Raw genomic sequence first — 25,138 nt, 5'->3', positions numbered from 1 at the left:
TGTAGACGACGTGCTCGACGCCCGCCCGCTCCGCCGCCCCGATCGCCCAGCACCCCACCCCACAGGGTCGGCGGTCCGAAAATCACCCAGCCGCCGGAGCACCCACCCCCGGAACCGCCCCCGGACCCACCCACCCTCCCGAAAGCCCACCCCCACACCCCAGCCCCGCGCAGCGGCCCCCACCCCCCCACACAAAGAGGGCGCCCCCTTCCCGACCCGAAGGTCGAAAAGGGGACGCCCTCAAAGAGCCCGGCTACAACCTCAGTTGTCGCCGTCCTCGTCGATCAGGAAGCCCCGCATCGGCGCCGGAGCCTGCTGCATCGGCTGCGGCGGCTGCGGCCGCACGGCCGCCATCGGCTGGGTCATCCCGGCCGGCTGCATCTGCGGCGCACCGGTGTTCCCACCCTGCTGCCCGCCGAAGCTCGGCGCCGGCGGGTTCCCACCGAAGGAGCTCTGCCCCCCGAACGACGGCGAGTTGCCACCGAACGACGGCTGGTTCCCACCGAACGACGGCGCGGAGCCCATCGACCCGGCACCGGCCGGAGCCATCGACGACGCCGCCGGCGGCAGCGACGCGGTGGCGGGGATCCGCGGCGGGGCGAGCGAGTCGTCGGCCTGCGACTCCAGCTGGCGCAGCTGGGTCTCCAGGTACGACTTCAGTCGCGTGCGGTACTCGCGCTCGAACGCCCGCAGGTCCTCGACCTTGCGCTCCAGCGTGGCCCGCGCGGACTCCAGCGACCCCATCGCGACGCGGTGCTTCTCCTGCGCGTCCCGCTCCAGGGCGTCGGCCTTGGCCCGGGCGTCGCGCTCCAGACCCTCGGCCCGGCTGCGCGCCTCGCCGACGATCTTGTTGGCCTCGGAGCGGGCCTCGGAGATCGCCTGGTCGGCGGTCTGCTGGGCGAGCGCCAGCACACGCGCGGCGCTGTCACCGCCCGGGCCCTGCTGCTGCTGCATCGGGCCGCCGAGCGGGCCGCCCATCGGCTGCATCTGCTGCTGCTGGCCCATGCCCTGGCCCATCGGCTGCATCTGCTGCTGCTGGCCCATGCCCTGGCCCATCGGGTTGCCCATCTGCTGCGGGCCACCGGGACCGCCCATGGGCTGGAGCATCTGACCGCCCATCGGCTGGACCAGCTGCTGCTGGCCGCCCATGGTCTGGCCCATCTGCTGGGGACCGCCGGGGCCCATCCCGCCACCCGGGCCGGCCGGGAGCTGCGGCGCACCGGACGGCAGGCCGAGGGGCTGGTTGCCCATCTGCTGCTGCTGCGGACCACCCGGGCCCATCTGCTGCGGACCGCCCGGACCCATCTGCTGCGGGCCGCCGGGGCCCATCTGCTGCGGGCCGCCCGGACCCTGCTGGCCGGGGACCGGCGGGCCGGATATGGCGGCCGGGACGGGAGCGGCCGGACGCTGGGCGTCCTGCGGCGGCTCCTTCCGCATGTTGGCCTGGTTCTGCGCGGCGGCACGAGTCGCGGCGGCCAGCTTGGCCCGCAGGTCCTCGTTCTCCCGGAGGAGGCGGGTCAGCTCCGCCTCGACCTCGTCGAGGAAGGCATCGACCTCGTCCTCGTCATAGCCTTCACGCAGGCGGACGGTCGTGAACTGCTTGTTCCGAACGTCCTCGGGGGTCAATGGCATCTCTTCACCTCAACGTGATCGTCGGCACACCGGCATCCTGTCGCATCGCTCACCTACGACTAGGGGTGCACAAGCGAGATCAGGACATACACAATGATCATCAGTACGAAGAAGGACAGGTCGAGCGCCACGCCCCCGAAACGCAACGGCGGAATGAACCGCCGAAGAAGCTTGAGCGGCGGATCCGTGACAGTGTACGTGGCCTCCAGGACCAGGACCATGGCCTTGCCCGGCCGCCACGAACGCGCGAACTGGAAGACCCAGTCCATGACCAGTCGCACGAGCAGGAACACCAGGAAGACGGTCAGGGCGTAGTAGAGCACCGCCCACACGATGTCCATCGCGTTTTCCCTCTCCCCGGTTCCGGGCCCTGGGGCCCACCGCTCGTCACCTGTCGCCAACCACTGTTGATCAGATCCACACGTAAAGTCGTGGCCGGGTCAGCTCTGGTTGAAGAACCCACCCTCGGCGATCCGAGCCTTGTCCTCCGCCGTGACATCGACGTTAGCAGGCGACAGCAGGAACACCTTCTGTGTCACGCGCTCGATACTGCCGTGCAGACCGAAGACGAGTCCAGCGGCGAAGTCTACGAGCCGCTTGGCATCCGTGTCGTCCATCTCGGTCAGATTCATGATCACGGGGGTCCCGCCGCGGAACTGTTCCCCGATGGTACGGGCCTCGTTGTAGGTCCGGGGGTGCAGCGTGGTGATGCGGTAGGGCTCTCGTTCGTTCACGACCTTGGGCATGATCACCGGGGCGCTCTTCTCCAGGTTGTGGCGGCGTTCGGGTGTGATGGACGACACGGGGGCCATCCTCGGGGTCTCCTGCCGGATCGGCACCGCGGCCGGGACCGGCTGCGGGGTGATCGAGGAGACCGGGGCGGGCGCGGGGGCGGCTGCCGGCCGGGGGATGTCCTCGGTCCGCTGCCCCGTGCGGATCGGCTCGGGGTCCGCGTCGTAGTCGTCGTCGGGGTCGTACCCCTGGCCGTCGTACGTCTCGTCCTCCACGAGGCCGAGGTAGACCGCCATCTTGCGCATTGCGCCGGCCATGCTCCTGTCTCCTCCGCTTGTGGTGGACCGTCCCCGGTGGCCGGGCCACAGAGGGCCCCGCCCGCGGATTTCCGCGATCCCCCACGACGGCGCGTCAGGTCGACAACCTGTCAGAGTACGTGGAGTGGGGGCCGCGGAGCTGCGATCCACGGTTGGCTAGCACTTCGGAAAGCTGCTAGCTTCTGTCCTATTTTGTCCTGCAGTCTGATCTACTACCCGGTGACGTTACCCGAGGGGTGACCTCACTCCGAGTACCGCCGTTCCGACGCGTACATGTGTCGCTCCGGCGGCAATCGCCTGCTCAAGGTCGCCGCTCATGCCTGCGGAGACCATGGTGGCAGCCGGATGGGCCGCCCGTACGGCGGTTGCGATTTCCGCCAGCCGCTCGAAGGCCCGGACCGGGTCGCCGGCCAGCGGACCGGCCAGCGGAGCGACCGTCATCACACCGTCCAGGCGCAGCCCGGGCGTGTCGGCGATCGCGTCGGTGAGTTCGGCGACGTCCTCGGGGGCGACCCCGGCCCGGTGCGCGCCCTCCCCGTGCTCCTTGTCCAGTGCCACCTGCACCAGGCAGCCCAGTTCCGGGCGTTCGGACTTGAGCACGGCCGCCGAGAGCGACTCGACGAGCCGCAGCCGGTCCACCGAGTGCACGTGGTTCGCGTAGCGGACCACGGAGCGGACCTTGTTGGTCTGGAGCTGGCCGACGAAGTGCCAGCTGAGAGGAAGGTTTCTGCACTGCTCCGCCTTGGGAGCGGCGTCCTGGTCGCGGTTCTCCGCGACGTCCGTCACACCCAGTCCGGCCAGCAGCGCGCTGTCCTCGGCCGGGTAGGTCTTGGTGACGACGATCAGGCTGACGTCCTCGCGCGGGCGTCCGGCGGCCGCACAGGCGTCCGCGATCCGGCGCTCGACCACGTCGAGGTTGGCCCCGAGCTGCTCGTACCGGGCCCGCTGGCCCTCCGTCAGGGCCTCCGAGAACTGCCCGCTGCCAGGGAACGGCCCGTAGATGTCGTTCGTCATCAGTGATCAGAGTCCAACCAGACGTAGCTCGCGAGCCGACCCGTGCGCTGCTCGCGGCGATAGGAGAAGTGATCGGCGGATTCGAGGGTGCAGACCGGTGAGCGCACCAGTTCGGTGACCCCGGCCGCGGCCAGTTGGGCGGCTACCCCCTCCGGCACGTCCAGCGCCGGGGTTCCCCACGAAGTCTCGGCGAAGGCCGCCGGGACGACCTCGGCGACCTCGGCGCGCAGCCCGGGCGGCACCTCGTAGCAGCGGCCGCAGACCGCGGGGCCGGTGGCGGCGGTGATCCGCGCCGGTTCGGCCCCCAGTTCGACCATCGCCCGCACGACCGCGGGCACCACTCCGGCCGCCAGCCCGGGCCGGCCCGCGTGGGCCGCGCCCACCACGCCCGCCACCGGGTCGGCCAGCAGCACCGGGGTGCAGTCCGCGGTCAGCACCGCGAGCACGAGCGGGCGGTCGGTGACCACCGCGTCCACCGTCGGGGCCTGCCCGAGCGGCTGGCGCTGCGTCACCACGGCAACCTCGGCGCCGTGCACCTGGTTCATCCAGACCACGTCGGCCGGGTCGAGCCCCAGCTCCCGGGCCGCGACGGCCCGGTTCTCCCGGACCGCCTCCGGGTCGTCGCCCACAGCGCCACCGAGGTTCAGCTCCCCGTACGGCGAAGTGCTCACCCCGCCCCACCGATCGGTGAAGGCGAAGTGAGCACCAGCGCGAACCGCGTGATCGATCACTTAAGGAAGTCCGGCACGTCGAGTTCCTCGGCCGGGCTCTCCACGAAGGGCTGGCGGGCGGGCTGGACCTGTGGCGGCACCGGGGCGGCGGCGGTCGTGGTGGCCGAGGTCTCGGCCGAACGCGACGGGGCGGCCGCGGCCTCCCCCTCCGAACGGGACGTCACCGAGCCGATGGTCCCGTAGGACGGACGGCCGACCGGGCGCTCCGGAGCGGCCGGCGGGGTCGCCGGAGCGGCGGGGGTGGTGGACTTCACCACCGGGTCGCGGACGATCGCCGGCGGCTGGCCGCCGTCGAAGCCGGCCGCGATGACGGTGACCCGCACCTCGTCGCCGAGCGCGTCGTCGATGACCGCACCGAAGATGATGTTGGCCTCGGGGTGGGCGGCCTCGCTGACCAGCTGGGCCGACTCGTTGATCTCGAACAGGCCGAGGTCGGAGCCGCCCGAGATGGACAGCAGCACGCCGCGGGCGCCGTCGATCGAGGCCTCCAGCAGCGGCGAGGAGATCGCCATCACGGCGGCGGCCTTGGCGCGGTCCTCACCACGGGCCGAACCGATGCCCATGAGCGCCGAACCGGCCTCCGACATGACGGACTTGACGTCGGCGAAGTCGAGGTTGATCAGGCCCGGGGTGGTGATCAGGTCGGTGATGCCCTGGACACCGGAGAGCAGGACCTGGTCGGCCGAGCGGAACGCGTCGAGCACGCTGACCTGGCGGTCCGAGATGGACAGCAGCCGGTCGTTGGGGATCACGATGAGGGTGTCGACCTCTTCGCGCAGGGAGGCGATGCCGTCCTCGGCCTGGTTGGCCCGGCGGCGGCCCTCGAAGGTGAACGGACGGGTGACCACGCCGATGGTCAGGGCGCCCAGCGAGCGGGCGATGTTGGCGACGACGGGCGCGCCGCCCGTGCCCGTGCCACCGCCCTCGCCGGCGGTGACGAAGACCATGTCGGCCCCCTTGAGGACCTCCTCGATCTCCTCGCGGTGGTCCTCGGCGGCCTTGCGGCCGACCTCGGGGTTGGCGCCGGCGCCGAGGCCCCGGGTGAGTTCACGGCCCACATCGAGCTTGACGTCGGCGTCGCTCATGAGGAGGGCCTGCGCATCGGTGTTGATCGCGATGAACTCGACGCCCTTGAGACCGACCTCGATCATCCGGTTGATGGCGTTGACACCACCGCCGCCGATTCCGACGACCTTGATGACTGCGAGGTAGTTCTGCGGTGCTGCCACGTCGAAGGCCTCTCGCCTCGAATTTCCGGGTCGACCCGCCCCGACGGGGGGCCGTGTCGACGGATGTCGATGGGTAGGGAGCCTGGTTTCTGACTGAATGTCCGAAATGCCGACCGCCGACCCCAACCCTAAACTTGACCTTTAGGGTTAGTTCTGTGCCCCCGTCACATCACCAATGGACACAGTCTGGTGACACAGGACACTAGGTGGCTCCGGGCACGCGTTTCAACGAACACGCCGAGCTTCCCTTTTTCTTTTGAGCCTATGTGATCATCGGCCGGCAATGGAAACCGGGGGTGACCACCAAGGGTCGGGCCGACACTCCGCAGCGTCAACCCCTCCCTCCGGCACAGAATCTAGCGGATCAGCCGGACACCGCCGGCGCCTCCGGCGCCGTCACGTCGAAGTTGGTGCCCTTCTGCTTCATCAGTGCGAGCAGCACCCGGGCCTTCCGGTCGGTCTGCTCCGGGCTCCCCCAGCGCACCGTCGCACCCCCGCTGAGCTGCAGTTCGATGTCGTCGTAGGAGTGCACCAGGACCGATCCGGCCCGCTTGGCGATCTCCGGCGGGAGTCCGGCGGCCACCGCCACCGCACCCTGCACCAACTGTCCCCGGGAGATCACCCCGTCCACGTCCTTCGCAGGCTGACTGAGCCGCAGTTCCACCACCGGCACGCCCGCCGGCGGGGCCGCCTCGGTGGCGAAGCTCACGCCTGCGGCGTCCACCTGGGTGAACTGACCGTCATCCCCCTTGACGGCGGCGGCCGGCGTCCGCTGCACCACCTTGACCTGCAGGGTGTGCGGCCAGCCCCGCCAGACCTCGGCCTTCGCCACCCGGGGGAGCGCCTCCACCCGCCGGCGGACGCCGTCCAGGTCGACCCGGGCCAGCGGGCCGTCGGCGACCCCGCCGACGGCCGCGCGAACCTGGTCCGGCGTCAGCTTCTCGTCCGCGGCACCCTGGACGGCGACGTCGCGCACGTCCAGCAGCGAGGAGAAGAACACCACCCAGGCCAGCGCGCCCAGCACCGCGGCGCCGAGCGCGCTCAGCACCACGACGCCCCGCCGGGAGAGCCGGAGGCGGGGAGCGGACTCCTCGTCCCCGAACTCGTCCTCCTCGTGGGAGCGCCCCCGGCCGGCGGCCGGGGGCGAGCCGGCGGGCCGGCCGTCAACCACGACGGCGACCGCCCCGGTGGGCCTGGATCGCCTCGTACACCATGCCGACCAGCAGGTCGTCCGCGTCCCGGCGGCCGAACTCGGCGGCGGCCCGGCTCATGTCCCACAGCCGCTGCGGGTCGGTGAGCACCGGCAGCACGTTCTGCAGCACCCAGTCCGAGGTCAGCTCGGCGTCGTCCACCAGCAGACCGCCGCCGGCCTTGACCATCGGCTGGGCGTTCAGCCGCTGCTCGCCGTTGCCGATCGGCAGCGGCACGAAGGCGGCGGGCAGGCCGACCGCGGCCAACTCGGCGACGGTCATCGCGCCGGCCCGGCAGAGCATCAGGTCGGCGGCCGCGTAGGCGAGGTCCATCCGGTCGATGTACGGCACCGGGCGGTACGGCGGCATCCCGGGGACGTCGGCGACCTGCGGCAGCTCGTTCTTCGGGCCGACCGCGTGCAGGATCTGCACGCCGTACTGCTGCAGCCGCGGGGCGATCGCGGTGATCGTCTCGTTGAGCCGGCGCGCGCCCTGGGAGCCGCCGGAGACCAGCAGGGTGGGCAGCCGCTGGTCGAGGCCGAAGTACTGGCGGGCCTCCGGCCGGGTGGCGTTGCGGTCCAGGGTGGCGATGGTCCGGCGCAGCGGGATGCCGATGTACCGGGAGTCGCGCAGCTTGCTGTCCGGGGTGGAGACCGCGACGAAGTCGGTGTAGCGGGCGCCGATCTTGTTGGCCAGGCCGGGGCGGGCGTTGGCCTCGTGCACCACGATCGGCACGCCGGCCCGCTTGGCGGCCAGGTAGGCGGGCATCGCGACGTAGCCGCCGAAGCCGACCACGGCGTCCGCGTTGACCCGCTCGATGATCTCCTGGGCGGCCCGCACGGTGCCGCGCAGCCGGCCGGGGACGGTGATCAGCTCGGGGGTGGGCTTGCGGGGCAGCGGCACGGCCGGGATGAGCTCCAGCTGGTAGCCGCGCTCGGGTACCAGTCGGGTCTCCAGTCCCTTCTCGGTGCCCAGGGCGGTGATCCCGATGGACGGGTCGTGCCTGCGGAGTGCGTCCGCGAGGGCCAGGGCCGGCTCGATGTGACCGGCGGTCCCCCCGCCGGCGAGTACGACATGCACCGAAATTCACCGCTCCCTGCGTGCCGGTCCGGGGACCGGGCGCGCTGTGGTTCGTCGTCGTGGCAGCACCCGGGCCAGTCGCTTCCTGATCCGGGAGTTCTTGTTCCGGGCGGCCAGGGCCGCCTTCGCGCCCGAGGAGCTGCGTGCCAGGCACAGCAGCACCCCGATCGCGGACATGGCCGACAGCATGGCGGAACCGCCGTAGGAGAACAGCGGGAGCGGGACGCCCGCGATGGGCAGCAGTCCCAGCGCCGACCCCAGGTTGATCATGGCCTGCGCCATGATCCAGGTGGTGGCGGCTCCCGCGGCGTACCTGACGAAGGGGTCCTTCGTACCGATGGCCACACGGATACCCGCGTAGCCTAGTGCCGCGAAGAGGCCGATCACCGACAGCGTCCCCACCAGACCGAGTTCCTCGCCGGTCGCGGCGAAGATGAAGTCGGTGTGCGCCTCCGGCAGCTGGCCCCACTTCTCCACGCCGGCGCCGAGGCCGGTGCCGAAGCCGCCGCCGAGCGCGAACGAGTAGACGCCGTGCAGCGCCTGGAAACAGGCGCCGTCCGGGTCCAGCTTGGTGACGCCGATGCAGCCCAGGCGCTCGGCCCGGTGCGGCACGGTGATCACCAGGGCGGTGCAGACCACGACCGCCACCCCGAGGGTGGCCACGAACAGCCGCAGCGGTGCGCCGACCATCCAGAGCAGCGCGAACACCATGGCCACCAGGATCATCGAGGTGCCCATGTCACCGCCGATCATGATCAGCGCGAGCAGCAGCAGGGCGCCGGGCACCAGCGGGACCAGCAGGTGCTTCCAGGTGGTGAGGGTGCCGGCCTTCTGCTTGCGGGCGAGCAGGTCGGCGCCCCAGAGGACCAGCGCGAGCTTGGCGAACTCGGAGGGCTGGAACTGGAAGAACCCGAAGTCCAGCCAGTTCTGGTTGCCGTTGATCCGCACTCCGATGCCGGGCACCGCGACCAGCGCGAGGGCGCCGATCACCCCGAACATCACCGGGTAGACGATCACCCGCAGCACCGCCACCGGGACGGAGGCGAAGCCGGCCAGCAGGACCAGCCCGAGGATGGCCGCGATCAGCTGCTTGAGGAAGTAGTACTGCGCGGTGTGGTGCTGGTTCAGCGCCAGGATCTGCGAGGCCGAGAAGACCATCATCAGGCCGAGCACGACCAGCAGCAGGGTCGTGCCGACGATCAGCAGGTACGGCGTGAGCGGCCGGTCCAGCCAGTAGCGGACGCGGGCCCGGAAGGCCTGCAACCGCCCCAGCGGACCGGCCGACTTGTACTTGGTCGTGGTGGCGGAGATCACTCGCCACGGCTCGGCGGTGTCCTGCTTCGTGCCGCCGGAATCCGCCCTGCCCTGCCCCGCCACTGCCCGCTCCCACTCTCTGAGGCCCGTTCGCCTCCGGGCCGCCCCGACCCGGCGCCGACGGTCGTCGGCGCGGCCCTTCGGCCCGGTCTCCAGGGGCCCGACTACGCGCCCGCCAGCTCCCGGACGGCCGCCGCGAACAGGTCGCCGCGCTCGCCGTAGTTGGTGAACATGTCCATCGAGGCGCAGGCCGGGGCCAGCAGCACCGTGTCACCCGATCGGGCGAGCGTCGCGGCCGTTCGAACGACCTCGGTCATCGCCACCGCGCCAGTCTGGCCCTCGGCCGCCTCGATCACCGGCACATCCGGAGCGTGTCGCTCCAGCGCCGCGCGGATCAGCGCCCGGTCCTGCCCGATCAGCACGACCGCGCGCAGCCGCTCGGCCGCGCCCTGGACCAGGTCGTCGAAGGTCGCGCCCTTGGCCAGTCCCCCGGCGATCCAGACGATCGGCCGGTAGGCGGCCAGCGAGGCCGCCGCGGCGTGGGTGTTGGTGGCCTTGGAGTCGTCGATGTACGTGACCTCGCGGACCGTACCGACCTCGGCGATCCGGTGGGCGTCCGGGCGGAAGGCCCGCAGGCCCTCCCGGACGGCCTTCGGGTCGACCCCGTACGACCGGGCCAGCGCCGCCGCGGCCAACGCGTTGGCGATGTTGTGCGGGGCCGGCGGGTTGACGTCCTCGATGGCGCCCAGCTCGGCCGCGTTCTTGGCCCGGTCCTCGACGAAGGCGCGGTCCACCAGCAGTCCGTCCACCACGCCGAAGTTCGACGGGCTCGGCGCGCCGAGGCCGAAGCCGATCGCCCGGCAGCCCTCCTCGACGTCGGCCTCCATGACCAGCGCCTCGGTGGCCGGGTCGGCCAGGTTGTACACGCAGGCCACCACGTTGCCCTCGTAGATCCGGCCCTTGTCGGCGGCGTACGCCTCCATCGAGCCGTGCCAGTCGAGGTGGTCCGGGGCCAGGTTGAGCACGGCCGCCGAGTACGGGCGCAGCGAGGGCGCCCAGTGCAGCTGGTAGCTGGAGAGCTCGACGGCGAGCACGTCGTACGGCTCCTCGGCGAGCACCGCGTCCAGCACCGAGACCCCGACGTTGCCGACGGCGGCGGTGCGCTTGCCGGCCGCGGTGAGGATCGAGGCGAGCATCTGGACGGTGGTGGTCTTGCCGTTGGTGCCGGTCACGGCCAGCCAGGGGGCGGGCTCGCCGGTGCCCGGCAGCGGCTTGCGCAGCCGCCAGGCCAGCTCGACGTCGCCCCAGACCGGCACGCCGGCCGCCGCGGCGGCGGCGAACAGCGGGCTGTCGGGGGCCCAGCCGGGCGAGGTGACGATCAGTGCGGTGCCCTCGGGCAGGCTCGCGCCGTCGCCCAGGCGCACCGCGACGCCCACCGCCTCCAGCTCGGCGGCGCGGGCCCGCAGGCCCTCGCCGCTGCCGCCGTCGACCACGGTGACGCTCGCGCCGAGCCCCTTCAGGACGCGCGCGGCGCTGATGCCCGAGACGCCGAGGCCGGCGACCACCACGGGCAGGTTCACAAAGTCAGGATTCGTCATCCGGTCCGGTATCCCGCGTAGAAGAGGCCGAGGCCGACGGCCACGCACAGGCCCTGGATGATCCAGAAGCGGACCACGACCAGGACCTCGCTCCAGCCCTTGAGTTCGAAGTGGTGCTGCAGTGGTGCCATCTTGAAGACGCGCTTGCCGGTCATCCGGAAGGAGCCGACCTGGATGATCACCGACAGCGTGATGATCATGAAGAGGCCGCCGAGCAGGATCAGCAGCAGCTCGGTGCGCGAGCAGATCGCCAGACCGGCCAGGGCGCCGCCGAGGGCGAGCGAGCCGGTGTCACCCATGAAGATCTTGGCGGGCGAGGTGTTCCACCAGAGGAAGCCGAAGCAGGAGCCCATCAGGGCGGAGGCCACCACCGCGAGGTCCAGTGGGTCCCGGACGTCGTAGCAGGCGCCGGTGGCGGAGATGAAGTAGGCGCAGCTCTGGGTGTACTCCCAGACGCCGATGAAGGTGTAGGCGCCGAAGGCCATCACCGAGGCGCCGGTGGCCAGACCGTCCAGGCCGTCCGTCAGGTTCACGCCGTTGGAGGTCGCCGCGATCATGAAGTACGCGAAGATGACGAACAGCACCGGGCCGATCGACCACTTGAAGTCGCGCACGAAGGACAGCGACTGGGAGGCCGGGCTGAGCCCGCGGTCGTCGTGGAACTGCAGCGCCAGGACGGCGAACACCAGACCGACGATGGACTGGCCGGCCAGCTTCGCCTTCGCCCGCAGGCCGAGCGAACGGCGCTTGACGACCTTGATGTAGTCGTCCAGGAAGCCGACCAGGCCCAGGCCCGCGGTCAGGAAGAGCACCAGCAGCCCGGAGGCGGTCGGGCTGTCGCCCGTTATCGCCTTCGTGGCGAAGTACGCGATCAGGGTCGCCAGGATGAAGGCGATGCCGCCCATGGTGGGCGTGCCCTTCTTGCTGTGGTGCGCCTTGGGGCCGTCGTCACGGATGTACTGGCCGTAGCCGCCCCGTGCGAGCAGCTTGATCAGGGCGGGCGTGCCGACCAGCGAGAGGATCAGGCCGATCATCCCGGAGAAGAGGATCTGCTTCATCATCGGGCAGCACCGTCCGCCAGGAGGGCCTCGGCCACCTTCTCCAGCCCCACCGAACGGGACGCCTTCACCAGGACCACATCCCCCGGCCGAAGCTGACTGCGCAGCAGTTCGACCGCCGCGTCCGCGTCGGACACCAGCACCGACTCCTCACCCCACGAACCTTCGTTCCTCGCACCGAGTTCCATGCAGGCCGCCTCGCGTCCACCCACCGCCACCAGCTTGGTGACGTCGAGTCGGACGGCGAGCCGCCCGATGGCGTCGTGCTCGGCCAGGCTCTCCTCGCCGAGCTCCCGCATCTCGCCGAGCACCGCCCAGGTACGGCGGCGCTCCGGACCGCGGCCGCCGATCGAGACCAGCGCCCGCAGCGCGGCCCGCATCGAGTCGGGATTCGCGTTGTAGGCGTCGTTGACGACGGTGACACCATCGGCCCGGTCGACGACCTCCATGCGCCAGCGGGACAGCGCACCCGCTTCGCCCAGGGCTGCCGCGGTGTCGTCGACGGTCATCCCGAGCTCCGTCGCCACCGCGGCGGCGGCGAGGGCGTTCGAGACGTGGTGCTCACCGTACAGGCGCAGTTGTACGGGTGCGGAACCGGCCGGGGTGGTGAGCGTGAACGATGGCCGCCCGGTGGCGTCCAGGCGAACGTCGGTCGCCCGGACGTGGGCGTCCGGGGACTCCCCGAACAGGACCACCTTCGCCCTGGTGCGCGACGCCATGGCGCGCACCAGCCGGTCGTCCGCGTTCAGGATCGCGGCGCCGTCGGCGGGCAGCGCCTCGACCAGCTCGCCCTTGGCCTCGGCGATCGCCTCCTGGGAGCCGAACTCGCCGACGTGGGCGGTGCCGACGTTGAGCACCAGGCCGATCCGCGGCGGGGTGATCGAGGTGAGGTACTCGATGTCGCCCTTGTGCCGGGCGCCCATCTCCATGACCAGGTGCCGGGTGCCCTCCTCGACCCGCAGCGCGGTCATCGGGTGGCCGATCTCGTTGTTCAGCGAGCCGGGCGGGAAGACCGTCTCGCCGTGGCGCTGGAGCAGCTGGGCGATCAGGTCCTTGGTGCTGGTCTTGCCGGCCGAGCCGGTCAGCGCGACCACCGTGGTGCCCTCGGCACGGGCGACCACGGTGCGGGCCAGCCTGCCGAGGGCCTCCACCACACTGTCGACCAGGACGGCGGGCACGCCGACCGGGCGGGAGGCCAGCACCGCGACGGCGCCGGCCTCGACCGCGGTGGCCGCGTAGTCGTGGCCGTCCACGTGCTCGCCGACGAAGGCCGCGAACAGGCCGCCGGGGCTCACCTTCCGCGAGTCGACCTCGACCGGGCCGGTGACCAGGGTGTCCGGGGCGGCGCCGTCCAGGGTGCCGCCGACGGCGGCGGCCACCTCGGCGAGGGTCAGTGCGATCACTGCTGCTCTACTCCTCGGTCGCCCCGGTCGGCCGTGGTCCGCGCGATCGAGCTCCGTCGGATCTCCTCGTGCAGCACCTCCCGGTCGTCGAAGGGGCGGATCTCGTCTCGAACATATTGGCCGAGCTCGTGGCCCTTGCCGGCCACCAGCACGGTGTCCCCGGCCCGGGCGCGGGTGACCGCGAGCCGGATCGCCTCCGCCCGGTCGGGGACGACCAGGACGTCTCCGCGCTCGGCCTCGGGCACCGCGGCGGCGCCGGTCAGCATGCTGGCGAGGATCGCCAGCGGGTCCTCGCTGCGCGGGTTGTCACTGGTCAGCAGGGCGGTGTCGGCGAGCCGGGCGGCGATCGCGCCCATCGGACCGCGCTTGTGCGGGTCGCGGTCGCCGCCGCAGCCGACCACGACGTGCAGCCGGCCCTTGGTGACCTCGCGCAGCGAGGCCAGGACGGCCTGGAGGGCGTCCGGCTTGTGGGCGTAGTCCACCACGGCGACGAACGGCTGCCCGCCGTCCACCCGCTCCAGCCGGCCCGGCACGCCGGGGACGGCGGCGATCCCGGCCACCGCCCGCTCCAGCGGCAGCCCGGCGGCGACCAGCACGGTGATCGCGGCCAACGCGTTGGCGACGTTGAACGGGCCGGGCAGCGGGACGGAGGCGTCCGCCCCGGCGCCGTCCGGACCGACCACCCGGAAGGTGGAGCCGATCGGGCCGAGCTGGACGTCCACGGCCCGCCAGTGGGCCCCGGCGTCGCCGGTCGCGGAGAAGGTGGTCACCGGGATCTTGGCCTCGGCGGCGAGCCGGCGGCCGTACTCGTCGTCCAGGTTGACCACGCCCTGGCGGGACTTGCCGGGCTGGAAGAGCCGGGCCTTCGCCTGGAAGTAGTCCTCCATGTCCGGGTGGAAGTCGAGGTGCTCGGGGGTGAGGTTGTTGAACAGCGCGACGTCGTACGCCACCCCGTCGGTGCGGCCGAAGACCAGGGCGTGGCTGGAGACCTCCATGGTCACCGCGTCCGCGCCGCGCTCGGCCATCACGCCGAGGATCGCGTGCAGGTCGGTGGCCTCGGGGGTGGTCCGCTCGCTCTTGATCCGCTCCTCGCCGACCCGCATCTCGACGGTGCCGATCACGCCCGGGAGCCGCCCGGCGCCGCGCAGACCGCCCTCGACCAGGTACGAGGTGGTGGTCTTGCCGTTGGTGCCGGTCAGTCCGATCATCAGCAGCCGCTCGGACGGGTGGCCGTAGACGATCGCGGCCAGCTCGCCCATCCGGGCCCGCGGCCGGTCGACGACCAGCAGCGGCAGGCCCGAGGGCGCGGCCAGCTCGGCGCCGGCCGGGTCGGTCAGCACGGCCACCGCGCCGGCCGCCGCGGCCTGGCCTGCGAAGGCCGCGCCGTGGTGGTTGGCGCCCGGGAAGGCCACGTACACGTCGCCCGGGCGCACCGCGCGGGAGTCGTGGGTGACACCGGTGACGGCGGCGCCCTCGACGGGCGGCAGGCCCAGCCGGGAGGCCAGCTCGGCGAGCGGCAGGGCGGCGGTCCCGGTCGGGCGGGGCGGACTCACGGTGGTTTGATCGGGTTTCGGCACGGCGCGAAGGCTATCCGCCGAAGGGTGCCCAGGGCCAAACCGGCCCTTCGCCGCGCCGTCGTCCGCACCGGCCCGCTGGTTGCTCATCCTCGTTCACGGCTTCCACTCGACGGCCAGGTTCGGCGCCTGGCTCCCGCTCGGCGGGACCTGCATGGTTTTCAGGGTGAACTCCATCACCTGCTTGAACACCGGCCCGCACAGCTGGCCGCCGAAGTGCCCGTTGACCGGGCCCTGGAGGGTGCAGGAGACGGTGTAGCGGGGGGCGTCGGCGGGCGCGAAGCCGATGAAGGAGGCGGTGTAGCCGTCGTAGCCCTTGCCGTCGGCGGCCCCCCGGTTGGCGGTGCCGGTCTTCCCGGCGACCCGGTAGCCGGGGATCGCGGCCTTGCCGCCGGTCCCCTGCTCGTCGTCGACGACCGACTCCAGCATCGAGGTGAGGGTCTTGGCGGTCTGCTCGCTGACCACCCGGGTCTGCTCGCCCGCCGGGGTCGGGGCGTACTTGCCGTCCGGCCCGGTGATCCCCTGGACGATGCTGGGCGCGACCCGTACCCCGCCGTTGGCGATGGTCGAGTACACCGAGGTGGCCTGGAGCGCGTTCATCTGCAACGGGCCCTGGCCGAAGGCGATGTTGTACTTCTCCGAGGCGACCAGGTCCTCCGGCTTCTTGAGCTTGCCCGCGGTCTCCCCCGGGAAGTTCACACCGGTCGGCTGGGCCACCCCGAACTTGCGCATGTAGCCGTCCAGGATCTGGTTGGCCTTCAGCTGGTCGCCGTCGCCGAGCGTCTCGATCGCTTCGATGGTCCCGATGTTGGAGGACTTGGCGAGCACCCCGGCCAGGGTCAGGTACCAGGTGCCGTGCACGACGTCGTCCCTGAACTCCTGCCCGGCCCGGATCAGCGGGTAGGGCACCGTCACCTTGGTGTCCCAGTTCGCCTTGCCGGTGTCCAGCACGGCGGCCAGGCTCATCAGCTTGGCGGTGCTGCCCGGCTCGTACGCGTCCACCAGGGCCGGGTTGCCCATCTGGGACTGCTTGGCGAGGCTCAGGTCGTTGGGGTTGAAGCCGGGCGCGGAGGCCATCGCGATGACCTGGCCGGTCTTCACGTCCTGGACCACCACGTAGCCCTTCTCCGCGCCGGAGTTGGCCACCTGGTCGGTGATCGCCCGCTGGGCGGCCCACTGGATGTCCCGGTTGATGGTCAGCTTGATGTCGCTGCCGGACACCGCCGGGTCCATCGAGCCCCCGGCGGTGGGCACCAGCCGCCCGCCCGCCTGGGCGTAGCTGCTGTGGCCGTCCTTGCCGGCCAGCTGCTTCTGGTACTGCAGCTCCAGCCCGCCCGCGCCCTCGCCCTCGCCGTTGACGAAGCCCACCAGGTTGGCGGCCAGCCCCTCGGCCGGGTAGATCCGCTTCTGGGTCTCCCGGTTGAACACCCCGGCCAGCGGGTTGGCGCACTCGTTGTCCACCCGGGTGCGCCCGCCCTGGTCGGCCGGCTTGCCGATCAGCTTCTTCTGGGCCTGGCAGGCGCGCGTGCCGGCCTTCTTCTCCAGGCCCGTCTTGAGGTCGCTGATCTGGGTCTTGGCGGCCGGGGTCTGCTGCGCGGCGAGCCGCTTGTAGCGGGTCTTCGGGGTGTGCAGGTCGGCGGCGATCTTCTCCTTGGCCACGCCGAGGATCGGCGACAGCAGCGCGGCCGCCTGCTCGGGCGCGTCCGGGATGCCGGTCGCCTCGGGGGTGAACATCGCCGGGTCGGCGGTGATGTCGTACGCGTCCACGGTCGCCGCGAGGGCGACGCCGTCGGAGGACGTTATCGAGCCGCGCTCGGCGGTGATCGGGATGTTCTGGTAGCGGTTGGTGTTCGCGTCGGCGGCCAGCGCGTCGGCGTCGACCAGCTGGAGCTGCACCAGGCGCCCGGCGAAGACCGAGAACACCAGCGACAGCACCACGGTGATCACCCGCAGCCGGCGCTTCGGCTCGGCCAGCCGCAGCGCCTTGGGGCGGTGCGGCAGCCTGGGCTTCGGGCGCGGCCGCACGGCCGCCTGGCTGCGGGCCGGCGGACGGCCCTCCGGGCGGCGCTGCTGCGGCGCCCGCGGGGTGCGGCCGACGGAGGCGGACCGGGCCGGCTGCGCCTTGGCCGACTGGCCGCGCGCGGGCTGGCCCTTGGCCGGCTGGGCCTTCGGGCTCTGCGCCTTCGGCGACTGGGCCTTCGCGGGCTGGACCTTGCCGGACTGGCCGCGGACGGCCTGCCCCTTCGCGGGCTGGCCGCGCCCGGCCACCGGCCTGGCCGTACCGCTGCGCGGCGGCTGGCGGCGGGCGGAGCCGGACCCCGAGCCCGAGCCCGACCCCGAGCCGGAGGGCTGGCGAGGTGTCGTCATCGGGTACCACCCCCGTGCTGGGCCGGCGCGCTCGTCACCGGGTTGAGCTGGATCACCGAGTCGCCGGCCGAGGCCGCCGGGGTCGGCGGCGCCGAGGGGCTCGGCTGGGCCGGGGGCTGGGCGCTCGGCGAGCCGGACGGCTGTCCGGAGGGCTGCGCCGGGGCGGCGCTCTGCGCGCCCGGCGCGGGCTTGGTCGGCCACGGGTCGACCGTCGACTTCTTCACCGGCGGGCTGTCCTGCGCCGGGCCGGGCGTGCCGACCACCTTGCCGCCGTTCGGCACGTCCAGGAAGGCCATCCCGCCGGCCGGGACCATGCCCAGCTCGCCGGCCCGCTTGGCCAGCGCGTCCGGGGCCGAGCTCTGGTCGATCTCGTGCTGGAGGCTCTGCTGCTCGTCGGTCGCCTTGGTGGTCTGCTTCTGCAGCCGGGACAGTTCGAAGGAGCCCTCGTTGAGCGCCGTGTTCAGCGCCAGCAGGCCGAGCAGCCCCGCCGCCAGCAGCACCACCACGAGCACCGCGAACGGCGTGCGCCCCCGCACGGGGCGCCGCCCCGGCCGGACCGTGATGCGTGCCCTGCCCTGTCCGGGGAGTCCTCCCCGCCCCGCCCGGACCTCACCGGCCACCGGCCCCACCGTTCTCCTCCGCCCTTCGGACCCCGCCGGAGCCTTCCTCAGCCCCGCTTGCTTCGGTCCCTGATCCTCTCCGCCACCCGCAGCCGCACGGGCGCGGCGCGCCGGTTCTCCTCGATCTCCTCCTCGGTGGCCTGCTCGGCACCGCGGGTGATCAGTTTGAGCCAGGGCTGGTGCTCCTCCGGGACGAAGGGGAGCCCCGGCGGGGCGGTGCTGGTCGCTCCGGCGGCGAAGTACTGCTTCACCAGCCGGTCCTCCAGCGACTGGTACGACATCACCGCGATCCGGCCGCCCAGCGCCAGGACGTCCAGCGCCCCCGGGATCGCCCGGTCCAGGACCTCCAGCTCACCGTTGACCTCGATCCGCAGCGCCTGGAACGTCCGCTTGGCCGGGTTCCCGCCGGTCCGGCGGGTCGCCGCCGGAATGGCGTTGCGCACCAGATCGACCAGACGCGCGCTGTTGGTGAACGGTTCCTTCTCCCGCTCCCGCAGGATGACCGAGGCGATCTTCCCGGCGAACCGCTCCTCCCCGTACACCTTGAGGATCCGGGCCAGGTCGCCGTGGCCGTAGGTGTTCAGCACCTCCGCCGCGCTGATCCCCCGGGTCTGGTCCATCCGCATGTCCAGCGGCGCGTCCTGGGCGTAGGCGAAACCGCGGTCGGCCTCGTCCAGCTGCATCGAGGAGACGCCGAGGTCGAACAGGACGCCGTCGATCCGGTCGATGTCCAGGCGCTCCAGCACCTCGGGGATCTCGTCGTACACCGCGTGCACCAGCGTGGCCCGGTCGCCGAAGGGGGCCAGCCGCTCGCCGGACAGCTTCAACGCCTGCGGGTCGCGGTCCACCGCGACCAGCCGGACCTCCGGGAACTGGGTCAGCAGCGCCTCGCTGTGGCCGCCGAGGCCCAGGGTCGCGTCGACCACCACGGCACCGGGGCGGGAGATCGCCGGCGCCAGCGCGTCCATGCACCGCTGCAGCATCACCGGAACGTGCTTGGGACCCGGTTCGTTGGTGGTCATGCGCGGCGGCGCCCTTCCTCGGTGCGGAGCAGCCCGACGATCCGGGAGCTCCGACCATTCTCGCCCACCACCCGCCGGCACGACGACGCGGCCCGTGGTCCCCGCCCGCTCGAGGGGAAGGTCGTGACCGCCCGGCGCCGGGGAAGGTGCGCCAGGTGGACACGGAGCGGGTGGAGGCCACGAGCCGCATCGGCCGGGCCGCACACCGTTCGGCACGGCCCGGTTGACGGGCTCCGAGGGGTGTGCTCCAACGCGCCGCAACTCTATCGCGGCGGCCCCGCCAGTCAATGGTCCGCTCCGGCGCACCACCCGGGCGGCGGTACGGATCACCGCAGGTCGCGGCCGTCGGAGCGGCCCGGTGGGGTCCCGGCCGACAGCCCCCGGCGACCGGCGCGCGCCCCGTCGAGCGACCGGGTACGAACCCGTCCCCGGACCGGCCCGGACGGACCCTCCGGTTGTCGCTATGCACTCGCTCACGGCGGTGCGTTCTGTAGCTCTCCGCCCCACCGCGCGGCCCCGGACGGCACTAACGTCGCCACCATGACCGTGACCCCCGACCGGCCGACGCCGAACGCCGCCGCCGACCCCGCCGGACCCACCATCATCGACCGCTTCGTGGCGGCCAACCGCGAGTACGCGGTGGACTTCCGCGACGGCGGCATGGACGCCCGCCCCGTCCAGCGGATCGCCGTGGTGGCCTGTATGGACGCCCGGCTCGACCTCTTCGCGGCGCTCGGCCTCGCCCTGGGCGACGCCCACGTCATCCGCAACGCCGGCGGCGTCGTCACCGACGACACCATCCGGTCCCTGACCATCAGCCAGCGCGCCCTGGGCACCCGCTCGATCGCGCTGATCCACCACACCGGCTGCGGACTGCTCGGCCTGACCGAGGACTTCCGCCGCGAGCTGGAGCTGGAGGTGGGGCAGCGCCCGCAGTGGGCGGTGGAGGCCTTCGTCGACCTGGACGGCGACGTCCGCCAGTCCATGCAGCGGGTGCGCACCTCCCCGTTCCTGCCGTACACCGACGACGTCCGCGGCTTCGTCTTCGACGTCCACACCGGGCTGCTGCGCGAGATCCGCTGACCGGAGCCCGCCCGCTCTCATTCGGCGAGGGCCGAATGGTGACTTCTGACCGCCGAACGGGGGAGAATGCGCCTGCCGGTCGGACCCCGAACCACCTGGGGCGGCCGGGCCGCAGGCCGCCCACCGGCGCCGGATCCTCGTTCGGAACCGCCCCCGGGACGGCCGCGTCAAGCATGGGGTGGGGTCCGGCCTCGGGTGAGGCGGGCACGGTGTGCCAGGGAGCGTAAACGGGTGACGAGCTACAACGATCAGGCCGGTCTCGGCAGTCCTGCGGGGGGCGAGCAGAGGGCGAACGGGTACCGTCCGGTCGGGCTCCCGGAGCTCGCGGCGGTCGTGGACCGGGTCCGCGCCAACATCGAGAGCGTGATCGAGGGGAAGCCCGAGGCCGTCCGGATCGCCCTGACCGTCCTGCTCGCCGAGGGCCACCTGCTGCTGGAGGACGTGCCCGGCGTCGGCAAGACCATGCTGGCCAAGGCGCTCGCCAAGTCCGTGGACTGCACCGTGCGCCGCATCCAGTTCACCCCCGACCTGCTGCCCTCGGACGTCACCGGCACCAACATCTACGACCAGCAGCAGCACGACTTCGAGTTCCGCCCGGGCGCGATCTTCGCCCAGATCGTGGTCGGCGACGAGATCAACCGCGCCTCGCCGAAGACCCAGTCCGCGCTGCTGGAGTCGATGGAGGAGCGCCAGGTCACCATCGACGGCACCAGCTACGAGCTGCCCTCGCCGTTCATGGTCGTGGCCACCCAGAACCCGGTCGAGATGGAGGGCACCTACCCCCTCCCGGAGGCCCAGCGGGACCGCTTCATGGCCCGGGTCTCGATCGGCTACCCCAGTCCCGAGGCCGAGTTCGCGATGCTCGACGTGCACGCCGGTGCCAACCCGCTGGCCGACCTCCAGCCGGTCGCGCACGCCGCCGACATCCTCAAGCTGGTCGAGCTGGTCCGCACCGTGCACATCGCCGACCCGGTCCGCCGCTACGCCGTCGACCTGGTCGGCGCCACCCGCACCAGCCCCGAACTGCGGCTGGGCGCCTCGCCGCGCGCCACCCTGCACCTGGTCCGGGCCGCCCGCGCCGCCGCCGCGCTGGACGGGCGCGACTACGTCACCCCGGACGACATCCAGCGGCTGGCCGTCCCGGTCCTGGCGCACCGCCTGATGCCGACCGCCGAGACCCAGCTCGGCCGCCGCACCGCCGAGCAGATCGTGACCGACCTGGTCGCCCGGCTGCCGCTGCCCCGGCCGCAGGGCGGCCCGGCCGTCCGGAGGGGCTGAGGTGGCCTCATCCGACGGAACGGGCGGGCTGCGGGCCGGACTGCACGGCCTCACCACCCGGGGCCGCTCCTTCCTCGCGGCCGGTCTGACCGCGGTGGTCTGCGCCTACCTGCTCGACCAGGACGCGCTGCTGCGGGTCGGCGTCCTGCTCACCGCCCTGCCGCTGGCCGCCGCCGCGGTGGTCGCCAACACCCGGTACCGGGTGGCCAGCGGACGCCGGCTCAGCCCGCACCGGGCGATCGCCGGCCAGGAGGCCCGCGTCCACCTGCGGGTGGACAACGTCTCCCGGGTGCCCACCGGGCTGCTGCTCCTGGAGGACAAGGTCCCGTACGTGCTCGGGCCGCGGCCGCGGTTCGTGCTCGACCGGGTCGAGCCGCGCGGCTTCCGCGAGGTCTCCTACCGGGTCCGCTCCGACCTGCGCGGCCGCTACCTGCTCGGGCCGCTGCAGCTGCGGCTGTCCGACCCGTTCGGGATGTGCGAGGTCAACCGCGCCTTCGCCGCCTCCGACGTGCTCACCGTCGTCCCGCAGGTCCTGGCGCTGCCGCAGGTGCGGCTCCGCGGCGAGTGGATCGGCCAGGGCGAGAGCCACGCCCGCACCCTGGCGCTGGCCGGCGACGACGACGTGATCCTGCGCGAGTACCGGCCCGGCGACGACCTGCGCCGGGTGCACTGGCGCTCCACCGCCCGGTACGGCGAGCTGATGGTGCGCCGCGAGGAGCAGCCGCAGAAGGCCCGCGCCACCGTCCTGCTGGACACCCGCGAGGTGGCCCACCGGGGCAGCGGCCCCGCCTCCTCCTTCGAGTGGGCGGTCAGCTGCGCCGCCTCCGTCGCCGTGCACCTGCTGGAGCGCGGCTACCAGACCCAGCTGCTCACCGACACCGGGCACTGGGTGCCCGGGCCCGGCAGCGGCGGCCACAACGTCGCCGCCGACACCTCCGGGCTGATCCTGGACGCCCTCGCGGTCGCCGACCTGTCGGACGGCGCCGGGCTGTCCCGCGCCGAGGAGCCGCTGCGGGCCGCCGGCGAGGGTCTGCTGGTGGCCGTCCTCGGCGACCTGGACGCGGCGCAGGCCACCCGGCTGGCCCGGCTACGCGGCCGCACCGGCGGGGCGATCGCCTTCCTGCTCGACACCGGCACCTGGGCCGGTGTGCGGATGCTCGCCCCCGACACCGGCGGCGACGAGTTCCGCGAGCGGGTCCGGGAGCTGCGCGCGGCCGGCTGGACGGTCCTGCCGGTCCGGGCGGGCGACTCCGTGCCGGACCTGTGGCGGTCCGCCGACGGCGCCAAGACCACCGCCCCCTACCGAGATGAGGCCGGCGCGTGACCACCCGGGCCAAACTGACCGTTTACTCGGCGCTGGCCACCGCCCTCGCCTCGCTGTGCCTGCTGCCGCTGCTGACCATCCGCAGCTGGCTCACCTACGCCTTCCTGGTGATCGCCGTGATCTCGGCGGTCGGCGCCGGCCTGCGCCGCTCCCCGCTGTACCGCTGGTCGGTCCCGGTGGCCCAGGTGCTGGTGCTGCTCCTGCTGATGCTGCTCGGCTTCGCCGGGTCCGGGCTGACCGGCGGGGTGCTGCCCGGGGCGCCCGCGATGCGGATGCTCAGCCAGGTCTTCTCCGCCGGTCTGGACGACATCAGCCAGTACGCCCTCCCGGCGCCGCCGACCGCGGGCCTGCGGCTGATCCTGGTCTCCTCGGTCGGCCTGATCGCCGTGCTGGTGGACACCATCGCGGTGACCTACCGGCGCTCGGCGCTGGCCGGGCTGCCGCTGCTGGCGCTGTACTCGATCGGCAACGGCGTCGCCGGGGACCACGGCAGCTGGGTCTGGTTCGGCTTCGCCTCGGCCGGCTACCTGCTGCTGCTGTTCGCCGAGGGCGAGGACCGGGTCTCCCGCTGGGGCCGGGTCTTCCGCGGCAGCGCGCGCGGCACGGTCACCTCCAGCCGGATCAGCCAGGGCGGCCAGCAGGTCGGCGTCCTGGCGCTGGCCCTGGCCCTGCTGCTGCCGGTCTTCCTGCCGCGCTGGGACCTCGGGCTGCTGGACTCGGGCTCGTCCGGCGGGTCGTCCGGGCACGGCGCCGCCGGGAGCGTGGCCACCAGCCTCGACCCGCTGGTCAGCCTGGAGGCGGCGATCAGCAAGCCGTCCGACAACGAACTGCTCACCTACACCCTGGAGAGCGACCTCGCCGACCAGACCTACCTGCGCACCGGCTCGCTGGACCAGTTCGACGGCACCAACTGGAAGCTCGGCAGCACGGTGGTCAGCGACCTCCCGGCCACCCTGCCCACCCCCGAGGGCCTGCGGGTCACCAACGTCCCCCGGATCGAGGGCGACTTCCAGATCAGCAACGGCCTGCAGAACAGCTGGCTGCCGATGCCGTACCCGGCCGCCTCCGTCCAGGTCCCCAACCGCAACGAGTGGAAGCTCGACCCGATCACCCGTACCGTCCTGCCGACCAACGACAAGGCGATCAGCGGCCTGCGCTACCACGTCAGCACGCTGGACCTGCGGCCCACCGCGGACGAGCTGCGCACCGCGCCGCTCGCCCCGCAGGACATCCGGGACCGCTACACCGCCGTCCCGTCCGACCTGCCGGCCGTGGTCGCCGAGCAGGCCAGGGCGGTCACCGCCAACGCGCGCAGCGACTACGACCGGGCGACGGCGCTGGTGAACTTCTTCACCGGCCCGGGGTTCAAGTACGACACCTCGGTCGAGGGCGGCACCGGCAGCAACGCGATCGCGGTCTTCCTGCGCGACCGCCGCGGCTTCTGCGTGCACTTCGCCTCCACCATGGCGGCGATGGCCCGGGTGCTGAAGATCCCGGCCCGGGTCGCGGTCGGCTTCACCCCCGGCGACAACAAGGGCGACAACGTCTACTCGGTCAGCGGCCGGATGTACCACGCCTGGCCCGAGCTGTACTTCTCCGGCTACGGCTGGATGCGCTTCGAGCCGACCCCGAGCCGGGGCGTCCCGGCCCGCTACAGCGAGGCGTCCAGCGCCCCGACCACGGCGCCCTCCCAGGCGCCGACCGCCGCGGCGACCAGCTCGGCCGCCGTCCCGGCACCGTCCCAGAGCTCCGACTGCACCGCCAAGCAGCGCCAGCTGGGCGACTGCGGGTCCAAGGGCAAGGCGGCCGGCCGGACCGCCGACGAGTCCTGGCTGCTGTCCGGCCAGGTGCTCGGCACCCTGGCCGTCGTGGTGGTGCTGATCGCGCTGCTGCTCGTACCGATGTTCTGGCGGACCGCCGTACGACGCCGCCGGCTCGGCGGTGGAGGGCGGCGCCGGCCCGGCGGGGACGGCCCGGGCGAGCTCACCGACGCCCAGGTGCTGGCCGCCTGGGACGAGCTGGTGGATTCCGCCTGGGACGTCGGAATTCCCCCGGACGAGTCACGCACCCCGCGCTCGGCCGCCCGGCGGATCACCGAGACGGCGGGCCTGGACGCGGACGCGGCGGCCGCCGCCGGACGGCTGGCGCTGGCCACCGAGCGGGTGCTCTACGCCCCGGCCGGGCAGGTCACCACGGCCCCGCTGGCCGCCGACGTCCGCACCGCCCGACGGGCCCTGTGGGCCGGGGCCGGCCGGGCCGGGCGGCTGCGGGCCCTGCTGCTGCCGCCGTCCTCGGCCCAGCTGTGGTGGCGGACCTCCGACACGGCGCGGGCGGCCCGGGCGGCCGTGGCCACCCGGGCGGGCCGGGCCGCCGAGGCGGTCGCCGGTCCGGTGCGACGGCTGACCGGCCGGCGCAAGGGGTCCACCCCGGAGTCCTGAGGCAACGCGAGAGCCGGGGCGGGGCGGGGGGGGGCGGCCCCCCCCCCCGCGGGGGGGGGGGGCGGGGGGGCCCCCCCGGGCCCGCGGCGCCCAAAACGCCGGGCTGGGCGGGATAGGGAGTGGGGGGGGGTGGG

At 73.0% G+C, this 25,138-nt stretch carries 20 protein-coding genes; 4 read left to right on the top strand and 16 right to left on the bottom strand.

The window, feature by feature from the left end; all coding sequences use genetic code 11:
• Positions 1-261: 261 nt before the first annotated feature.
• The 16 genes from ACFY2K_RS42005 to rsmH form a co-directional block, all read right to left on the bottom strand.
• On the bottom strand, positions 262-1,632 hold the full coding sequence (locus ACFY2K_RS42005) for a DivIVA domain-containing protein (RefSeq protein ID WP_380594047.1): 1,371 nt from the start codon (positions 1,630-1,632) through the stop codon (positions 262-264).
• Positions 1,633-1,691: 59 nt separating this feature from the next.
• Positions 1,692-1,973 (bottom strand): YggT family protein, encoded by a 282-nt coding sequence (locus ACFY2K_RS42000; protein ID WP_030282903.1) that lies wholly within the window; start codon positions 1,971-1,973, stop codon positions 1,692-1,694.
• A 99-nt stretch (positions 1,974-2,072) separates the two neighbouring features.
• Positions 2,073-2,681, bottom strand: coding sequence for a cell division protein SepF (locus tag ACFY2K_RS41995; protein WP_030282899.1), 609 nt, complete (start codon positions 2,679-2,681; stop codon positions 2,073-2,075).
• A gap of 225 nt (positions 2,682-2,906) precedes the next feature.
• Positions 2,907-3,695 (bottom strand): YggS family pyridoxal phosphate-dependent enzyme, encoded by a 789-nt coding sequence (locus ACFY2K_RS41990; RefSeq protein ID WP_380644606.1) that lies wholly within the window; start codon positions 3,693-3,695, stop codon positions 2,907-2,909.
• Positions 3,695-4,426 carry a peptidoglycan editing factor PgeF gene (gene pgeF / locus ACFY2K_RS41985; protein ID WP_375893211.1) on the bottom strand — a complete coding sequence of 244 codons (732 nt, stop codon included), beginning with the start codon at positions 4,424-4,426 and terminating at the stop codon, positions 3,695-3,697. The genes ACFY2K_RS41990 and pgeF overlap by 1 nt, the downstream gene beginning before the upstream one ends.
• The gene (ftsZ, locus tag ACFY2K_RS41980) at positions 4,423-5,655 is read right to left on the bottom strand and encodes a cell division protein FtsZ (protein WP_375893213.1); all 1,233 of its coding nucleotides are present in this window, start codon (positions 5,653-5,655) and stop codon (positions 4,423-4,425) included. The genes pgeF and ftsZ overlap by 4 nt, the downstream gene beginning before the upstream one ends.
• Positions 5,656-6,019: 364 nt before the next feature.
• Positions 6,020-6,826, bottom strand: coding sequence for a cell division protein FtsQ/DivIB (locus ACFY2K_RS41975; RefSeq protein ID WP_387718095.1), 807 nt, complete (start codon positions 6,824-6,826; stop codon positions 6,020-6,022).
• Positions 6,819-7,925: an undecaprenyldiphospho-muramoylpentapeptide beta-N-acetylglucosaminyltransferase gene (gene murG, locus ACFY2K_RS41970; protein ID WP_375893216.1), complete on the bottom strand. Its 1,107-nt coding sequence runs from the start codon at positions 7,923-7,925 to the stop codon at positions 6,819-6,821. Before murG ends, ACFY2K_RS41975 begins: the two co-directional genes overlap by 8 nt.
• 6 nt (positions 7,926-7,931) lie before the next feature.
• Positions 7,932-9,302 carry a putative lipid II flippase FtsW gene (ftsW, locus tag ACFY2K_RS41965; protein ID WP_375893217.1) on the bottom strand — a complete coding sequence of 457 codons (1,371 nt, stop codon included), beginning with the start codon at positions 9,300-9,302 and terminating at the stop codon, positions 7,932-7,934.
• 101 nt (positions 9,303-9,403) lie between these two features.
• A complete protein-coding gene (murD, locus tag ACFY2K_RS41960; protein WP_387718090.1) occupies positions 9,404-10,837 on the bottom strand; it encodes a UDP-N-acetylmuramoyl-L-alanine--D-glutamate ligase in 1,434 nt (477 codons plus the stop codon).
• Positions 10,834-11,895: a phospho-N-acetylmuramoyl-pentapeptide-transferase gene (gene mraY, locus ACFY2K_RS41955; RefSeq protein WP_350504707.1), complete on the bottom strand. Its 1,062-nt coding sequence runs from the start codon at positions 11,893-11,895 to the stop codon at positions 10,834-10,836. Before mraY ends, murD begins: the two co-directional genes overlap by 4 nt.
• The gene (gene murF / locus ACFY2K_RS41950) at positions 11,895-13,298 is read right to left on the bottom strand and encodes a UDP-N-acetylmuramoyl-tripeptide--D-alanyl-D-alanine ligase (RefSeq protein WP_375893221.1); all 1,404 of its coding nucleotides are present in this window, start codon (positions 13,296-13,298) and stop codon (positions 11,895-11,897) included. Before murF ends, mraY begins: the two co-directional genes overlap by 1 nt.
• On the bottom strand, positions 13,295-14,875 hold the full coding sequence (locus tag ACFY2K_RS41945; protein ID WP_380529587.1) for a UDP-N-acetylmuramoyl-L-alanyl-D-glutamate--2,6-diaminopimelate ligase: 1,581 nt from the start codon (positions 14,873-14,875) through the stop codon (positions 13,295-13,297). Before ACFY2K_RS41945 ends, murF begins: the two co-directional genes overlap by 4 nt.
• 93 nt (positions 14,876-14,968) lie before the next feature.
• On the bottom strand, positions 14,969-17,239 hold the full coding sequence (locus tag ACFY2K_RS41940; protein WP_387718086.1) for a penicillin-binding transpeptidase domain-containing protein: 2,271 nt from the start codon (positions 17,237-17,239) through the stop codon (positions 14,969-14,971).
• On the bottom strand, positions 17,236-17,775 hold the full coding sequence (locus ACFY2K_RS41935; protein ID WP_375893225.1) for a cell division protein FtsL: 540 nt from the start codon (positions 17,773-17,775) through the stop codon (positions 17,236-17,238). The genes ACFY2K_RS41940 and ACFY2K_RS41935 overlap by 4 nt, the downstream gene beginning before the upstream one ends.
• Positions 17,776-17,906: 131 nt before the next feature.
• On the bottom strand, positions 17,907-18,881 hold the full coding sequence (gene rsmH, locus ACFY2K_RS41930) for a 16S rRNA (cytosine(1402)-N(4))-methyltransferase RsmH (protein ID WP_380529592.1): 975 nt from the start codon (positions 18,879-18,881) through the stop codon (positions 17,907-17,909).
• A 540-nt stretch (positions 18,882-19,421) separates the two neighbouring features.
• Between rsmH and ACFY2K_RS41925 the strand changes: the two genes are divergently transcribed.
• From ACFY2K_RS41925 to ACFY2K_RS41910, 4 genes are all read left to right on the top strand, one after another.
• Positions 19,422-19,964 (top strand): beta-class carbonic anhydrase, encoded by a 543-nt coding sequence (locus tag ACFY2K_RS41925; RefSeq protein WP_375893228.1) that lies wholly within the window; start codon positions 19,422-19,424, stop codon positions 19,962-19,964.
• A 231-nt stretch (positions 19,965-20,195) separates the two neighbouring features.
• Complete coding sequence (locus ACFY2K_RS41920) at positions 20,196-21,242, top strand: AAA family ATPase (protein ID WP_375893230.1); 1,047 nt, start codon at positions 20,196-20,198, stop codon at positions 21,240-21,242.
• Between the two features lies 1 nt (position 21,243).
• Complete coding sequence (locus ACFY2K_RS41915; RefSeq protein WP_380529595.1) at positions 21,244-22,566, top strand: DUF58 domain-containing protein; 1,323 nt, start codon at positions 21,244-21,246, stop codon at positions 22,564-22,566.
• On the top strand, positions 22,563-25,004 hold the full coding sequence (locus ACFY2K_RS41910) for a transglutaminaseTgpA domain-containing protein (RefSeq protein WP_380594054.1): 2,442 nt from the start codon (positions 22,563-22,565) through the stop codon (positions 25,002-25,004). The genes ACFY2K_RS41915 and ACFY2K_RS41910 overlap by 4 nt, the downstream gene beginning before the upstream one ends.
• The last annotated feature ends 134 nt before the right edge of the window (positions 25,005-25,138 follow it).

It is taken from the genome of Kitasatospora sp. NPDC001309, from assembly GCF_042896295.1.
GTDB lineage: Bacteria > Actinomycetota > Actinomycetes > Streptomycetales > Streptomycetaceae > Kitasatospora.
This window is presented reverse-complemented; position numbering and strand designations above follow the sequence as displayed.

What these genes read in the sequence shown, in the direction of transcription:
- ACFY2K_RS41990 (WP_380644606.1), bottom strand. Translation starts at nt 3,695, where the DNA reads ATGACGAACGACATCTACGGGCCGTTCCCTGGCAGCGGGCAGTTCTCG.
- ACFY2K_RS41995 (WP_030282899.1), bottom strand. Translation starts at nt 2,681, where the DNA reads ATGGCCGGCGCAATGCGCAAGATGGCGGTCTACCTCGGCCTCGTGGAG.
- rsmH (WP_380529592.1), bottom strand. Translation starts at nt 18,881, where the DNA reads ATGACCACCAACGAACCGGGTCCCAAGCACGTTCCGGTGATGCTGCAG.
- ACFY2K_RS41940 (WP_387718086.1), bottom strand. Translation starts at nt 17,239, where the DNA reads ATGACGACACCTCGCCAGCCCTCCGGCTCGGGGTCGGGCTCGGGCTCG.
- ACFY2K_RS41925 (WP_375893228.1), top strand. Translation starts at nt 19,422, where the DNA reads ATGACCGTGACCCCCGACCGGCCGACGCCGAACGCCGCCGCCGACCCC.
- murD (WP_387718090.1), bottom strand. Translation starts at nt 10,837, where the DNA reads ATGACGAATCCTGACTTTGTGAACCTGCCCGTGGTGGTCGCCGGCCTC.
- ACFY2K_RS42005 (WP_380594047.1), bottom strand. Translation starts at nt 1,632, where the DNA reads ATGCCATTGACCCCCGAGGACGTTCGGAACAAGCAGTTCACGACCGTC.
- mraY (WP_350504707.1), bottom strand. Translation starts at nt 11,895, where the DNA reads ATGAAGCAGATCCTCTTCTCCGGGATGATCGGCCTGATCCTCTCGCTG.
- ACFY2K_RS42000 (WP_030282903.1), bottom strand. Translation starts at nt 1,973, where the DNA reads ATGGACATCGTGTGGGCGGTGCTCTACTACGCCCTGACCGTCTTCCTG.